Annotated in this window: 17 protein-coding genes; 11 read left to right on the top strand and 6 right to left on the bottom strand. The window is 70.0% G+C overall.

Going from position 1 to position 14,274, the window contains the following annotated elements:
• Positions 1–39: 39 nt before the first annotated feature.
• Positions 40–1,041: a hypothetical protein gene (locus ACWEOO_RS00565; protein ID WP_452141113.1), complete on the bottom strand. Its 1,002-nt coding sequence runs from the start codon at positions 1,039–1,041 to the stop codon at positions 40–42.
• 80 nt (positions 1,042–1,121) lie between these two features.
• Positions 1,122–1,865, bottom strand: a complete 744-nt coding sequence (locus ACWEOO_RS00570; protein WP_452141114.1) for an SDR family oxidoreductase — start codon at positions 1,863–1,865, stop codon at positions 1,122–1,124.
• Between the two features lie 103 nt (positions 1,866–1,968).
• Between ACWEOO_RS00570 and ACWEOO_RS00575 the strand changes: the two genes are divergently transcribed.
• From ACWEOO_RS00575 to ACWEOO_RS00590, 4 genes are read left to right on the top strand one after another with little or no spacing between them, the layout of a single operon-like run.
• Complete coding sequence (locus tag ACWEOO_RS00575; RefSeq protein WP_452141115.1) at positions 1,969–2,847, top strand: helix-turn-helix transcriptional regulator; 879 nt, start codon at positions 1,969–1,971, stop codon at positions 2,845–2,847.
• A gap of 46 nt (positions 2,848–2,893) precedes the next feature.
• Positions 2,894–4,144 (top strand): D-inositol-3-phosphate glycosyltransferase, encoded by a 1,251-nt coding sequence (mshA, locus tag ACWEOO_RS00580; protein ID WP_452141349.1) that lies wholly within the window; start codon positions 2,894–2,896, stop codon positions 4,142–4,144.
• Positions 4,141–4,629, top strand: coding sequence for a YbjN domain-containing protein (locus ACWEOO_RS00585; RefSeq protein WP_452141116.1), 489 nt, complete (start codon positions 4,141–4,143; stop codon positions 4,627–4,629). The genes mshA and ACWEOO_RS00585 overlap by 4 nt, the downstream gene beginning before the upstream one ends.
• 9 nt (positions 4,630–4,638) lie before the next feature.
• Positions 4,639–5,385: a phosphoglyceromutase gene (locus tag ACWEOO_RS00590; protein ID WP_452141117.1), complete on the top strand. Its 747-nt coding sequence runs from the start codon at positions 4,639–4,641 to the stop codon at positions 5,383–5,385.
• 1 nt (position 5,386) lies between these two features.
• Here ACWEOO_RS00590 and ACWEOO_RS00595 read toward each other — a convergent pair whose 3' ends face one another.
• Together ACWEOO_RS00595 and phoU are read right to left on the bottom strand one after the other, a co-directional pair.
• Complete coding sequence (locus ACWEOO_RS00595) at positions 5,387–5,602, bottom strand: hypothetical protein (RefSeq protein ID WP_452141118.1); 216 nt, start codon at positions 5,600–5,602, stop codon at positions 5,387–5,389.
• Between the two features lie 103 nt (positions 5,603–5,705).
• The gene (phoU, locus tag ACWEOO_RS00600) at positions 5,706–6,413 is read right to left on the bottom strand and encodes a phosphate signaling complex protein PhoU (protein ID WP_355695800.1); all 708 of its coding nucleotides are present in this window, start codon (positions 6,411–6,413) and stop codon (positions 5,706–5,708) included.
• Positions 6,414–6,609: 196 nt separating this feature from the next.
• Between phoU and ACWEOO_RS00605 the strand changes: the two genes are divergently transcribed.
• The 3 genes from ACWEOO_RS00605 to ACWEOO_RS00615 all read left to right on the top strand — a co-directional run bounded on the left by ACWEOO_RS00605 (position 6,610) and on the right by ACWEOO_RS00615 (position 9,601).
• Positions 6,610–7,827 (top strand): sensor histidine kinase, encoded by a 1,218-nt coding sequence (locus tag ACWEOO_RS00605; protein ID WP_452141119.1) that lies wholly within the window; start codon positions 6,610–6,612, stop codon positions 7,825–7,827.
• On the top strand, positions 7,824–8,501 hold the full coding sequence (locus tag ACWEOO_RS00610) for a response regulator transcription factor (protein WP_133787236.1): 678 nt from the start codon (positions 7,824–7,826) through the stop codon (positions 8,499–8,501). The genes ACWEOO_RS00605 and ACWEOO_RS00610 overlap by 4 nt, the downstream gene beginning before the upstream one ends.
• A gap of 80 nt (positions 8,502–8,581) precedes the next feature.
• Positions 8,582–9,601: an iron-siderophore ABC transporter substrate-binding protein gene (locus ACWEOO_RS00615; protein ID WP_452141120.1), complete on the top strand. Its 1,020-nt coding sequence runs from the start codon at positions 8,582–8,584 to the stop codon at positions 9,599–9,601.
• 64 nt (positions 9,602–9,665) lie between these two features.
• Here the strand turns inward: ACWEOO_RS00615 and ACWEOO_RS00620 are convergent, their stop codons facing one another.
• Entirely contained in the window at positions 9,666–10,292 is a 627-nt protein-coding gene (locus ACWEOO_RS00620) for a hypothetical protein (RefSeq protein ID WP_359934219.1), read from the bottom strand.
• Positions 10,293–10,601: 309 nt separating this feature from the next.
• On the opposite strand from ACWEOO_RS00620, the gene ACWEOO_RS00625 reads away from it, so the two are divergent.
• Genes ACWEOO_RS00625 through ispF form a run of 3 tightly spaced genes read left to right on the top strand, consistent with a single transcriptional unit; the run spans position 10,602 to position 12,282 of the window.
• Positions 10,602–11,087 carry a CarD family transcriptional regulator gene (locus tag ACWEOO_RS00625; RefSeq protein ID WP_130446326.1) on the top strand — a complete coding sequence of 162 codons (486 nt, stop codon included), beginning with the start codon at positions 10,602–10,604 and terminating at the stop codon, positions 11,085–11,087.
• 29 nt (positions 11,088–11,116) lie between these two features.
• On the top strand, positions 11,117–11,815 hold the full coding sequence (ispD, locus tag ACWEOO_RS00630) for a 2-C-methyl-D-erythritol 4-phosphate cytidylyltransferase (RefSeq protein ID WP_452141121.1): 699 nt from the start codon (positions 11,117–11,119) through the stop codon (positions 11,813–11,815).
• Positions 11,812–12,282: a 2-C-methyl-D-erythritol 2,4-cyclodiphosphate synthase gene (gene ispF, locus ACWEOO_RS00635; protein ID WP_452141122.1), complete on the top strand. Its 471-nt coding sequence runs from the start codon at positions 11,812–11,814 to the stop codon at positions 12,280–12,282. The genes ispD and ispF overlap by 4 nt, the downstream gene beginning before the upstream one ends.
• Before the next feature lie 66 nt (positions 12,283–12,348).
• Here ispF and ACWEOO_RS00640 read toward each other — a convergent pair whose 3' ends face one another.
• Complete coding sequence (locus ACWEOO_RS00640; RefSeq protein ID WP_452141123.1) at positions 12,349–13,338, bottom strand: nitrilase family protein; 990 nt, start codon at positions 13,336–13,338, stop codon at positions 12,349–12,351.
• Positions 13,339–13,408: 70 nt separating this feature from the next.
• Between ACWEOO_RS00640 and ACWEOO_RS00645 the strand changes: the two genes are divergently transcribed.
• The gene (locus ACWEOO_RS00645; protein WP_452141124.1) at positions 13,409–14,272 is read left to right on the top strand and encodes a LysR family transcriptional regulator; all 864 of its coding nucleotides are present in this window, start codon (positions 13,409–13,411) and stop codon (positions 14,270–14,272) included.
• Positions 14,273–14,274: the final 2 nt, after the last annotated feature.

Below are 14,274 nucleotides of genomic sequence, written 5' to 3' on the forward strand. Positions count from 1 at the left end.
CGAGTCTCTCAAACCCGCTGGCCGCGGAAGCCGGGTGTCTCAGGACCGGCCGGCTCCGACAGGCTGCCGCGACGCCGCGTGCGCGGGTACGGCGGGACGCCGGCGGGCGGATGCGATGACACCCGCGAGTGCCACGGCACTGACGGCCAGGAATCCGCCCAGCATGGCCAGCGTCTGCCCGTCCGGGTGGATGAGCGCCTGCCCCCGGAAGGCCTGGACGGTCACGGTGAGCATCACGCCGGTGTAGCCGAAGGCCGCGACGCCGATGAGCCGGTTGCGGACCCGCTCCGGCCGCAGCCACTCGATGCGGGCGGCGAGCAGGCTCAGCGCCAGGACCGCGAGCAGCAGGAAGTGGATCGCGTGCAGTCCGACGAAGTGCGGGATCCGCAGGTCGCCGCCGACCGTGCTCCAATTCGTCAACGGCATCCCCGGACCGCCCGCCTCGACGCCGATGCCGTGGCTGCCGGCCAGCGTGACCGGGTGCCCGTACGCGTCCGTGACCTCCTGCCGCTGACCCTGCGAACCGACCAGGTAGAACGCGAGCGCCATCCCGGCCACAGCCAGCCCCAGGCCGACCCGGATCGCCCGATTCAGTGGCCGGTCACCGATCCGCTGGAACAGCAGCATGATCGCGACCACGAGGCTCGCGCCGAACAGACCCAGGACACCGGACATGAAGACCTTCTGGCCGACCTGGTTGAACGTGTCGGAGTTGTCGTTGAAGTGGCTGAACGTGCCGCGCGCGGCCTGGACGGCGATGAACCCGACATCGACGATCCCGGTCACCGCGAACACCGTCCCGGTCCACCAGCCGAAGCGTTTCGCCTTGCGCAGCTTGGAAAGCAGCCAGGCGAGCGTCCCGCCGTACAGCACGAACGACAGGCCGAACTTGAACGGCTTCAGCCACACGGACTCGTTGAGGATCTCGCGGCCGTCGACCAGCAGACCGATCCCGGACACCGCGACGAGACCGGACATGACGAGCACCATCAGCACCAACGGACGATGCCAGGACCTGACTTCTTCGAGGACTGTACGCATGTCCTCAATGCTTTCGGCGCGGCGCCCGGGAAGCAGTGGTGCGAGTCCGCCAGTGGGGGTGGACGTAGCCCCACCAAAGGTCAGGCCTGGCGGGTCGGCAGCGCGATGATCTGGCGCAGGTTCAGCTCCCGGCGCCGGCTCACCGCGAACGTCACCACGTCGGCGATGTCGTCGGCGTGCAGCGGGCCGATCTGCTCGTTCATCGACGCGATCAGGTCCTGGCCCGGGGCGTCGAGGTGCGTCGCCAGTTCGGTGTCGGTCAGCCCGGGCTCGATGTTCGTCACACGGACGTCGTACGGCGCGAGGTCGGCGCGCAGCGAAGCGGACAGATGGGTCAGCGCCGCCTTGGTCGCGCCGTACACGGCGTACCCCGGGAACACCACGTGCGCCCCGATCGACGAGATGTTCACCAGGTCCGCGGTCCGGCCCGCGCCGGCTGCCGCGATCAGGTCCGGCGTGAAGGCCCGCACCAGGCGCAGTACGCCGGTCAGGTTCGTGTCGATCATCCGGGTCCAGTCGTCGAGCCGCCCGTCGGCGACCGGCGCGGCCAGCATCACGCCGGCCGCGTTCACCACCAGGTCGACGGTCTCCAGCCGCTCGTGGATCCGCGCCAAACCGCCGTCCACGGACTCCTGCGACGTGACGTCCAGCCCGACGCCGAACGTCCGCGGTCCCAGCTTGCCGGCCAGGTCGTCGAGGCGGTCCTGCCGCCGCGCGACGAGCGCGACCGACGCGCCGGCATCGGCCAGTTGGGTGGCGATCGCGGCGCCGATTCCGCTGGCGGCACCGGTCACTACAGCGTTGCGAATGCTCAAGTTGGTCATGGCACCGATCCTGGAGCGGCCGCCGAGGCTTACCCAGGTGTCTGCTGAGCCTGGTTCTGGCAGGACCAGGTTGGGGGCCCGGGGGATCTGGATACTGGAAGGCATGGATCGCCGTGCGGAGCTGACCGAATTCCTGAAGTCGCGCCGGGCACGCGTGCAACCGGAGGAGCTCGGCATCAAGGTGTACGGCGGGCGGCGCCGCGTACCCGGTCTGCGCCGCGAGGAACTCGCCCAGGCCGCCGGAGTCAGCGCCGACTATTACGTCCGCCTCGAACAGGGCCGCACCGACAATGTCTCGCAGGAGATCCTGGACGCGGTCGCCGACGTCCTGAAGCTGACCGAGGACGAGCGCAAGCACCTCGCACTGCTCGCGAAACCGGTCCGCCGCCCTCCGCGGCGCCGCCCGCAGCAGCGCCTGCGCGCGGGAATGCAGCGGCTGCTCGACTCGATGCCGGACGTGCCCGCGTTCGTCCTCGGCCGCCGCATGGACGTCCTGGGCTGGAACCGGCTGGCCGCGGCGCTGATCGCCGACTTCGGCAGCCTGGACCGCAAGGACCGCAACATTCCGCGGCTGGTCTTCCTCGATCCGGCGTCGCGCGACTTCTATCCGGACTGGGACGCGGTCGCGGAGGAGACCGTCGGCTACCTGCGGATGTACGCGGGCCGCTACCCGGACGATCCGGAGCTGACCGAGCTGATCGGCGAACTCTCGATCCGCAGCCCGGAGTTCCGGGAGCACTGGGCCCGGCACGACGTGAAGGACAAGACGTTCGGCACGAAGACGCAGCACCACGCGCTGGTCGGCGACATCACCGTCCAGTACGAGACGCTCCAGCCGCCGGGTGAACCGGACCAGCTGCTGGTGACGTACACCGTCGAGCCGGGCTCCACCTCCGAGCAGAACCTCCGGCTGCTCGCGAGCTGGACCGCCGCGGATAGGGAGAAGTCCCGATACCCCGCCGAGACCCCGGAGTTACCCTGACCAGGTGACCGACTTCTCCGCCGACCGTCCACTCCGGCGGGTCGCGATGATCAGCCTCCACACGTCACCGCTCGACCAGCCCGGAACCGGCGACGCCGGCGGCATGAACGTGTACGTCGTCGAGCTGTCCAAACAGCTGGCCGGACTGGGCATCGAGGTCGACGTGTTCACCCGGGCGACCGCGTCCGCGCTGCCGGCCCGCGTCGAGCTGCTGCCCGGCGTGGTGGTCCGCAACGTTGCCGCCGGCCCGTACGAGGGCCTGACGAAGAACGAGCTCCCGGCGCAGCTGTGCACGTTCGCCCGGGCCGTCCTGCGCGCCGAAGCGATCCACGAGCCCGGCTGGTACGACGTCATCCACTCGCACTACTGGCTGTCCGGGCAGGTCGGCTTGCTCGCCCGCGATCGTTGGGCGGTCCCACTGGTCCACACCATGCACACGATGGCCAAGGTGAAGAACGCCAGCCTCGCGGACGACGACGTACCCGAACCGCCCGCGCGGCTGCTCGGTGAGGAGCAGGTCGTCGAGGCCGCGGACCGGCTGCTCGCCAACACCGACGACGAGGCCCGCGAGCTGATCGACCTGTACGGCGCCGCGCCGGCGAAGGTCGGCGTGGTGAATCCCGGTGTGGACCTGGAGCTGTTCAGTCCGGGCTCGCAGGAGGCCGCGCGGCAGGAAGTGGGCTTGCCGGCCGATGCCGTCGTCCTCGCGTTCGTCGGCCGGATCCAGCCGTTGAAGGCGCCCGACCTGCTGATCCGGGCCGCGGCGCGGATGCTCGAGCGGGACCCGTCGCTGCGGTCCCGGCTGGTGGTCGCGATCATCGGCGGGCCGTCGGGCAACGGGATGGAGCACCCCGAGTCGCACGCCGAGCTGGCCAGGGCGCTGGGGATCTCCGACGTCACGCGCTTCGTGAAGCCGATGGAGCGGGCGCGGCTGGCCTCGTGGTACCGCGCGGCGTCGGTCGTGTGCGTCCCGTCGTACTCGGAGTCGTTCGGGCTGGTCGCGCTGGAGGCGCAGGCCTGCGGTACGCCGGTGGTCGCGGCGGCCGTCGGCGGCCTGAGTACGGCGGTGCTGCACGGGCGGACCGGGTTCCTCGTCCGTGGGCACGGCGTGGACGACTTCGCCGACGCGCTGTCGAGGATCGCGACGGATCCGGCGACCCGCGAGAGCATGAGCCACGCGGCGGTCGAGCACGCCCGGGGATTCGGCTGGGAGCTGACCGCCCGCAAGACGCTGGCGGCGTACCGGACCGCCACGCAGACGATGGCGGCGGAGATCGCGGCGGAGGTAGCTGGGTGAGAGTTTCGGCGGCGGACGTGATCCGCCAGGTGCTGACCGAGAACGAGCTCGACTTCACCGAGAGTGAACCGGGCGCGTTCGTCGTGGACCTGCCGGGGGAGCGGAAGCTGAAGACCACGGTCTCGCTGACCGTCGGCCCGCAGGCGGTTCAGGTGCACGCGTTCGTCGCGCGGCACCCGGACGAGAACCACGCGGCCGTGTACCGCTGGCTGCTGGAGCGGAACCTGAAGATGTACGGCGTCGCGTTCGCCGTCGACCACCTGGGCGACATCCACCTCGACGGCCGGGTCCCGCTGCACGCGATCACCCCGACCGAGGTGGACCGGCTGCTCGGCGCGGTGCTCGAGTACGCCGACTCGTCGTTCAACACGATCCTCGAGATGGGGTTCGCGTCATCGATCCGGCGCGAATACGAGTGGCGGGTGGCGCGTGGCGAGTCGACTCGAAACCTGGACGCGTTCAAGGGCTGGCTGGAGCCTCGATAACATGCAGGTATGACCTATCGCCTGATCCTGCTCCGCCACGGCCACAGCGACTGGAACGCCAAGAATCTGTTCACCGGCTGGGTCGACGTCGACCTGAATGCGCAGGGCGTCGAGGAGGCGCACCGCGGCGGTCAGCTGCTGCTCGAGCGCGGGCTGCTGCCCGACGTGCTGCACACGTCCGTGCTCCGGCGCGCCATCCGGACCGCGAACATCGCGCTCGAAGAGGCCGGGCGCCAGTGGATCGACGTACGGCGGTCCTGGCGGCTGAACGAGCGGCACTACGGTGGCCTGCAGGGCAAGGACAAGAAGCAGACGCTGGAGGAGCTCGGCGAGGAGCAGTTCATGCTGTTCCGCCGGTCGTACGACACCCCGCCGCCGGCGATCGAGCGCGGCTCCGAGTACGACCAGGCCGGCGACCCGCGGTACGCCGGACTCCCGCCGGAGATCCTGCCCGCGACCGAATGCCTGAAGGACGTCGTCGAGCGGATGCTCCCGTACTGGTACGACGCGATCGTGCCCGACCTGAACGCCGGCAAGACCGTCCTGGTCACCGCCCACGGCAACTCACTCCGCGCCCTCGTCAAGCACCTCGACAACCTCGACGAGAAGACCGTGGTCGGCCTGAACATCCCGACCGGAATCCCGCTCTACTACGAACTCGACGACAACTTCAAGCCCGTCACCCCCGGCGGCGAATACCTGGACCCGGCCGCAGCCCAAGCCGCCATCGAAGCGGTGAAGAACCAGGGCCGCTGACCTACCGGAGCTCCGCCGCGCGGAGATAGTCGAGCCGCGCCTGGAGTTCGGGGCGGTCGGCGACGATCTCGGGACTGCCTTCCAGGAGCTCGAGCTCGGTCTTCATAAGCTCCCTCATCCGCTGCTCGACCGCGTCGAGATGCTCCAGCATCTCGGCGCCGGTCAGCGCGGACAGATCGGTGTTGATCAAGCGGTCGGTCTCGGACGCGTCAGACATACCGACGAATCTATCCGCGCCCGCCTCCGTCATCCAACGGGCGGGGGGCGTGCACGCAAAGGCACCCCCGGCAACTTGCCGGGGGCGCCTGTTGGGGGTTGGGTCAGTTGCCGTTGGGGTTGGGAGTGGAGGCGCCGGCGCCGGAGCCGGCGGCGGTGCCGCCGACGGCGACGGGGAGTTCGCCGGTGACGAGGTAGACGACGCGGCGGGCCATCGCGACCGCGTGGTCGGAGATGCGCTCGTAGTAGCGGCTGAGCAGGGCCATGTCGACGGCGACCTCGACGCCGTGCGGCCAGTGGTCGTCCATCATCAGCCGGAACTGGTTGGAGCGGAGCTTGTCCATCTCGTCGTCGCTGGCCTCGAGCCGGCCGGCGGCCTCGACGTCGCGGGAGGCGATCACGTCGCCGGCGGCGTCGACCATCTTGCCGGCGACCGAGCCCATCGACTCGATCACGTCGTGCAGCTCGGCCGGGATCGCGGGCGCCGGGTAGCGCAGCCGGGCGATCTTGGACACGTGCGCGGCCAGGTCGCCCATCCGCTCGAGGTCGGCGACCATCCGCAGCGCGGCGACGAGCATCCGCAGCTCGTTGGCGACCGGGGACTGGCGGGCCATCAGCTCGAAGACCTTCTCCTCGACGCCTTCACCGGCGGCGTCGAGCTGGATGTCGGCCGCGATGACTTCCTCGGCCTTGCGGATGTCCGCCTCGAGCAGGGCCGACGTCGACCGGCGGACGGCGGTGGACACTGTCCGCGTCATCCGCTCCAGCTCGGCGAGGATGTCGTCGAGCTGCTCGTGGTACGTGTCACGCATGGTGTTCGAATCCGATCTGTGGTGTCCGGTGCCGCGGCGGGACCGGGTACGCTGCCCCGCCCAACGGTGACCGTACGGCGTCGAGGTTGCCGGACGGCGACTGGTGGTGAACGCCTGATGAACAGTTGAGTCGTGTCCCGGTCATCCGGTGCTCATTCGGTCTTTCCCTGCTGGTCGCCCGCGTAGCATCGTTGCCGTGGACCCCACGCTGGCGGCGGTGCTGGGCGGCGTCATCGGCGCGGCCCTGGCTCTGCTTTCGCTCGGCGCGATGATGCTGTCGGAACGCGCGCAGCGCAAGATCCCGGAGTCCCCGGAGCCGGCTGTGCCCTCGGGTGTCGCCACGGTGCTGTCGGTGCTGCGGTCCTCGGCGGTCGTGATGGGGCCCGAGGACCAGGTGCTCCAGGCCAGCGCCCCGGCCCACGTGCTCGGCATCGTCCGTGGCGAGCGGCTCGTGGTCGACGACATCCTGACGATGGTCCGCCAGGTCCGCCGCGACGGCGAGATCCGCCAGCAGGACCTGGAGATCGTCCGGGGCCGGCTCGGCGCCACGCAGTACGTCAGCGCCCGGGTGGCGCCGCTGGGCAGCCAGCTGGTGCTGGTGCTGGTCGAGGACCGCACCCGGGAGCGCCGCCTGGACGCGATCCGGCGGGACTTCACCGTCAACGTCAGCCATGAGCTGAAGACCCCGGTCGGCGCGCTGATCCTGCTGGCCGACGCGGTCTCGGAGGCCTCGGACGACCCGGAAGCGGTGCAGCGGTTCTCGGACCGGATGCGGGTCGAGGCGTCCCGGCTGAGCCGGCTGGTCAAGGAGATCATCGAGCTGTCCCGGCTGCAGGGCGACGACCCGCTGGAGAATCCCGGTCCGGTCGACGTCAACGCGGTCATCGAGGCGGCGGTGGACCGCTGCCGGATCGACGCCGAGGGCCGCGACATCAAGATCGTGGTGAAGACCGAGCCGGAGCTCGAGGTGCTGGGCAGCGAGGACCAGCTGGCGATGGCGATCGGCAACCTGGTCGAGAACGCCGTCAACTACAGCCCGGACGGCACCCGGGTCGCGGTCACCGCGCACCCGATCGGCGACCTGGTCGAGGTGACCGTGTCCGACCAGGGCGTGGGCATCCCGAGCGGCGACCTGGAGCGGATCTTCGAGCGGTTCTACCGCGTCGACCGGGCCCGCAGCCGGGAGACCGGCGGCACCGGCCTGGGCCTCTCGATCGTCAAGCACATCGCGTCGATCCACGGCGGTGACGTGCGGGTCTGGAGTGTCGAGGGCCAGGGCTCCACTTTCACCGTGAGACTTCCGTTGCGGCTCGACCCCGCTTCGGGACAAGCCGACTCCGCCGGCCAGGAGGAGGCGGCAACACACCTGACGCCTACCCCGTCAGGTCAGATCGCAAAGGAGACAGCTTCGTGACCCGAGTGCTGGTCGTCGAAGACGAAGAGAGCTACAGCGACGCGCTGTCGTACGTGCTGCGCAAGGAAGGGTTCGAGGTCGCCGTCGCGGAGACCGGACCGGACGCGCTGGACGAGTACGACCGCGCCGGTGCGGACATCGTCCTGCTCGACCTGATGCTGCCGGGTCTGTCCGGCACGGAGGTCTGCCGGGCGCTCCGCAGCCGGGGCAACGTCCCGGTGATCATCGTCAGTGCCAAGGACACCGAGGTCGACAAGGTCGTCGGGCTCGAGCTGGGCGCGGACGACTACGTGACCAAGCCGTACAGCCCGCGCGAGCTGCTCGCCCGCGTCCGCGCCGTACTGCGGCGTGGGCAGGACGTCGAACTGCTGCCGGACACGCTCGAGGCGGGCCCGGTCCGGATGGACGTCGAGCGGCACGTGGTGACGGTGTCCGGGACCGAGATCCGGCTCCCGCTGAAGGAGTTCGAGCTGCTCGAGATGCTGCTGCGGAACACCGGGCGCGTGCTCACCCGGGGGCAGCTGATCGACCGGATCTGGGGCGCCGACTACGTGGGCGACACCAAGACCCTCGACGTGCACGTCAAGCGGCTGCGCTCGAAGCTCGAGAAGGACCCGTCGAACCCGCAGCACCTGGTCACGGTGCGTGGTCTGGGCTACAAGTTCGAGTCCTGAGTCACACGCCCGCGGGTCGCGACGGCCCGCCGGGTTAGCTTAGGCTCTCCTTAGTTGAGGCAAGCTAAGGAGAGTCATCCATGTCCTGGTCCCGTAGCAAGGTCGTCAGTGCGGTCAGTGCCGTACTGCTCGCCACGACCACGCTGGCCGCCTGCGGCAACGACGGCGACAAGCAGGCCGAGTCGTCGGCCGGCGCGGCACAGTCCGGGTTCCCGGTCACGCTGAAGAACACGTTCGGCGAGACGACCATCACCACGAAGCCGGAGCGGATCGTCACGCTCGGCTGGAACGCCCAGGATGTGGTCTACGCGCTCGGCGAGACCCCGGTCGGGATGCCGAAGGTCACCTACGGCCCGACCCACGAGGGCGTCACGGCCTGGGACGCCGGCACGTTCGACAAGTCGAAGACGACACTGCTGGACACCGGCGACAAGTACCCGTTCGAGCAGATCGCGGCGCTGAAGCCGGACGTCATCCTGGCCCCGTACGAGGGCTTCGACGAGGCGACGTACAAGACCCTGAGCGGGATCGCGCCGACCGTCGCGTACCCGGGGGCGCCGTGGCAGACCACCTGGCAGGACCAGACGCTGCTGGTGGGTGAGGCGCTCGGCCGGAAGGCCGACGCGGAGAAGCTGATCACCGGGATCCAGGACAAGATCAAGCAGGTCGCGGCCGAGCACCCCGAGTTCAAGGACAAGACCATCACGGTCGGCTCGTTCGGCCCCGAGAACTACATCTACATGCCGGGCGACCCGCGCGTGCAGATCCTGAACGAGATGGGCTTCAAGAACGCGCCGGGCGTCGAGGCGCTGGAGAAGACCAATGCGAAGAAGGAGTTCTCGCTGGCGGTCAGCAAGGAGAAGGTCGCCGATGTCGACGCGGACGTGCTGATCGCGTACGTCGACGGGATCGGGACCCAGAAGTTCCTGGCCGACCCGGTCTACTCGTCGCTCGAGGCGGTCAAGACCGGTGGCGCGTACCCGCTGCAGGACCAGCAGGTGATCTCCGGGATGAGCGCGGTCAGCGTGCTGAGCGTCCCGTGGGTCCTCGACAAGGTCCTGCCGGGCCTCTCGAAGGCAGCCTCGGCCGGCAAGGGCTGAGCAGGAAACGGGCCGTCCCGCGCTGGGGCGGCCCGTTCTGCTGTTTCGTTCGGGGCGGGGAGAGTTACTCGGCCGGGGACGCGGACGGCGAGTAGTGGTCGTCGGTGAGGACCGGGATGTAGGTGGAGATCGGCGCCGCGGTGCCGAAGGTGATGGTCACGTTGACCATCTGGCCGGGCTTCGCGCCGGTCACGACGACCGTCGGCCCGCCGTCCTCGGCGCCCGGGGTCGGGGCCGACGGCGTCTCGGTCGGGGTGTCCGTCGGAGTGGCGGACGGGGTCGCGCTCGGGGTCTCGGCGCCGGTGCCCGGCAGCAGCAGCGCGGAGTGCGGCGCGAGGTCGACCGGCTCCTTGATGCCCTCGAACGTGACCTCGGTCGGCTGGTCGCCGCCGGCCTGGCCGTCGGAGGTCCCGGGCGGGGCCTGCTTGATGCTGACCAGGGTGTCCGCGGTGTCGCCGTCGTTGACGATCACGCTGTGCAACTCGCCCTTGCCCTCGGCATCGGCCAGCACCAGCATGTTGCGGATCTTCAGCTGGCCGGAGTCGACGTTGGTGCCCTCGGCGGCCTGGTACGGCTGCAGGGTCGGCGCGGAGAAGCTCGCGCTGCACGCCGCCAGCGCGATACTGAGAGTGGCGGCGGCACCCGCCAGCGCGGTACGCCGGGCGAACCGCGAGGACAACGTGATCGGCACTGGAATCCCTCTCGTGCAAGCTGTTTCGGGTCTGTCGCGGCACGGTGTGCGGCGACTGCGGACCGTCTGTGGATGCCGTCAGGCAGCGGCCTCCGGCGCACCACAGCGTAGCCCTCGGGGTCGGCGAGCCGGACGCCGGGATACCTCCGGAGGGGGTCCGCGGCGGTGTCCGGAGCAGCTGTGCGCGCGCGCACGAGGCATGCGACCGATCGTTTGTCAAGGCGAGATGTGGGCCCTGACCAGCGCAAACGCCCCAACCGGACCACCGACCGCGTGGTAGGATAGATCTTGGAAAGGGGCACTTCACACATGACTTTCACAGTCGGCGAGACGGTTGTTTACCCCAATCACGGAGCGGCCGTCATCGAGGACATCGAGACCCGTCAGATCAAAGGTGAGGACAAGACCTATCTGGTCTTGAGGATCGTCGCTCAGAACGACCTGGTCGTCCGGGTCCCCGCGTGCAACCTCGATCTCGTCGGCGTGCGTGACGTCGTGGATCAGGCCGGGCTGGAGCGCGTCTTCGACGTGCTGCGCGCACCGCACACGGAGGAGCCGACCAACTGGTCGCGACGTTACAAGGCGAACCTGGAGAAGCTGCACTCCGGTGACGTGCTGAAGGTGGCAGAGGTCGTTCGCGACCTGTGGCGCCGTGAGCGTGACCGCGGCCTGTCCGCCGGTGAGAAGCGGATGCTGGCGAAGGCTCGCCAGATCCTCGTCTCCGAGCTGGCCCTGGCCGAGCACACCAACGAGGACAAGGCCGAGGCCATCCTCGACGAGGTCCTCGCCTCCTAACAGCCGAACGCAGTCCGAAGCAGCTTTGTATGAGTAGCGCGGTCGTGATTCCCGCGGCCGGGCTGGGGCTGCGACTCGGTGGTGAGACCCCGAAAGCGTTTCGAGAGGTCGGTGGCGACTCGCTGCTGGTCCACGCGGTGCGTGGGCTGAAGGCAGCGGCCGCCGCCGACCTTGTCTGTTTCGTGGTCGCGGTGCCGGCCGGCTCCGAGGAGACGGTCGCCAAGGAGCTCACGCCGTACGTCGGGGACGCCCAGCTGCTCGTGGTGGCCGGCGGCGGTGAACGGGCCGACTCCGTGCGGGCGGCGCTGGACGTGGTGCCGGTCGACGGGATCGACTGCATCCTGGTCCACGACGCGGCGCGGGCCTTCGTACCGGTCGAGGCGATCGAGCGGGTGGTCGCGGCGGTGCGAGGCGGCGCCGAGGCCGTCGTACCGGTGGTGCCCGTCACGGACACGATCAAGCGGGTCGGTCCGGCGGGTGAGGTGGTCGACACGCCCGACAGGTCGAGCCTGGTCGCGGTGCAGACGCCGCAGGGCTTCGCACCCGACGTGCTGCGACGTGCGCATGCCGCCGGTGCGGACGCAGGCGTGACCGACGACGCGATGATGTGCGAGAGGCTCGGGGTGACGGTGCGGACGGTCGAGGGCTCGCCGGATGCGTTCAAGGTGACCCGGCCGCAGGACCTGCTGCTGGCCGAGGCGCTGCTGACGGAGAGGCGGCTCGGGTGAAACTCCCGCGGGTCGGCAACGGGATCGACGTCCATCCGTTGGAGGAAGGCCGTCCGATGTGGCTGGCCGGCCTGCACTGGCCGGAGGAGACGTCCGGCCCGGCGGGTCATTCCGACGGTGACGTCGCGGCGCACGCGATCTGCGACGCGCTGCTCAGCGCGGCACGGCTGGGCGATCTCGGCTCCAACTTCGGGACTGCCGAGCCCGAGTGGGCCGGAGCGTCCGGCGCGGCGCTGCTGGCGGAGGCGGCCCGGCGGGTCCGCGCGGCCGGCTTCGAGATCGGCAACGTCACGGTCCAGGTGATCGCCAACCGCCCCCGCTTCGCTGCCCGCCGCGAGGAGGCCGAGAAGGCCCTGAGCGCCGCCTGCGACGCCGAGGTGTCGGTCAGCGCCACCACCACCGACGGCCTGGGCCTCACCGGCCGAGGCGAAGGCGTCGCCGCCCTCGCCACCGCCCTCATCTACTGACCCTCGCCTCCACCCCGCACCGCGCGTCTCGTCTTTGGGCGCGCACCAACCATTTCTCGGTCCGGTTCATGGTTGGTGCGGACCCAAGGACGGCAAGTCGACGGGGTCGGGGGAGAAGCGGGCGGCGCGGGGGGCGAGTTCGTTGCCGAACCGCTGGGTGAGTGGCGTGTAGAGCTCGGGGCGGCGGCCGCGGAGCCAGCGGCGGCCGGTTGCCAGCGGCACCAGATCGAGGTCGAGGTCGGCGGTGACGACGGCCTCGTCGGGAACCGGCGTCTCGGCGACGATCCGGCCGTACGGGTCGAGAATCATGCTGTTGCCGGTGCGGACCTCGTCGTCGTCCCGGCCGACGCCGTTGCTGAACAGCACGAACAAGCCGTTGTCGTGGGCCCGCGCCGGCAACCACCGCATCAGCCAGCCGCGCCCGCTCGGCCCGTCGAACGCTTCCGCCACAGCCGCAGGATCCGCAGCCCGGTTCTCCCACACGGACAACGGGATCGGCTTCATCCCGTACGGACTGCGGGAGTCGGTCCCGCCGGTCTGATGCGGCGCGAGCAGAACGGTTGCACCGAGCAACGCGGTGATCCGGACGTTCTCGACCAGGTTGTTGTCCCAGCAGATCAGCACGCCGGCCCGGAACCCCCACGGCGTGTCGAACACCGTGTACGTCGACCCGCTCGCGATCTCTTCGTGCTCGAACGCGTGCAGCTTGCGATGCACCTCGACCCGCCCGTCCGGCAGGCACACGGCGTACGCGTTGAACAACGTGCCGTCGGCATCTTCCAGGAACCCGACGCCGATCCCGGCCCCGAGTTCCTTGGCCAGAGCAAGCACCCGGCCGACCAGCGGCCCGTCGGCGGGCTCCGCGAGTTCCCGTAGCCGTGACGGCGAATGGCGCCGGAGATGCCAGTAGCCGAGCAGGCACATCTCCGGGAACACGACCAGCCGGGCGCCGTCGCCGACCGCATCGCGGGTCAGTCGCTCGACGGTGGCGAGATTGGCGGCGGGATCGTCGGGGGTCGGCTCGAACTGGACAACGGCTGCGCGGAAGGACGTCATGTCCCTATCGAAACGCGCAGGCATCTATGACGTCCAATAGTCGTTCGGACCGATTCCATATCCTGAGGTTATGGATCTTCGTCTGCTCCGGGCGTTCGTCACGGTGGCCAGGCTGCGGAACTTCGGCGCCGCGGCCGCGGAACTGTCGACCAGCCAGCCGGCGCTGACCAAGCAGATCCAGGTGCTGGAGCGCCGGGTCGGCGCGGTCCTGTTCGACCGTGGCCGTCACGGTGCCCGGCTGACCCCGGCGGGTGAGCTGCTGCTTGCTGACGCTCTGGAGTTGCTGGACCGCTCGGAGGCCTTCGAACGACGGGCCGCGCAGGTCGCCTCCGGCGCCGAGGGATCGTTGGCGATCGGGTTCGGGCTGTCCGGGATCGAGCTGGCCCCGCGGGCAGTGGCACTGTTCCGGAGCCGGTGGCCGGGAGTGACGATCTCGCTCGAGGACATGTCGTCGGCGAGGCAGTGCGAGCGGTTGCTCGCGGGCAGCCTGCACATCGGGTTCGTCCGGCTGCCGGTGCCCGCGGGGCTCGAGCACCTTCGGTTGCGACGGGACCGGCTCGCCCTCGCCGTACCCGCCGATCAGGAGTTGCCGCGCGATCTCGTCGGCTGGATCGACGCGCGGCCGCTCGTCCGCCTGACGCCGAGCCGCGGGCCGGGGCTGACGGCGCAGATCAACACGCTGTACGCCGAGCTTGGTTGCCACCCGCAAATACTTCAGGAAGCCGGTGACCTGCAGACCGTCCTGGCTCTGACCGCGGCCGGCGTCGGGCCTGCCGTCGTACCGCAGACCGCGGAGCGGATCGCCCCGCCCGAGATCCGCCTGGTCCCACTTCCCGGCCGTGCCGCGACCTGGTGGACAGGCGCCGCCTGGGCAACCAGGACCCCGCTGACGGAACGCTTCGTGAAAGCCGCCGCCGAGGTCGCACGAACTTAGCC

Source organism: Kribbella sp. NPDC004138 (genome assembly GCF_053603655.1).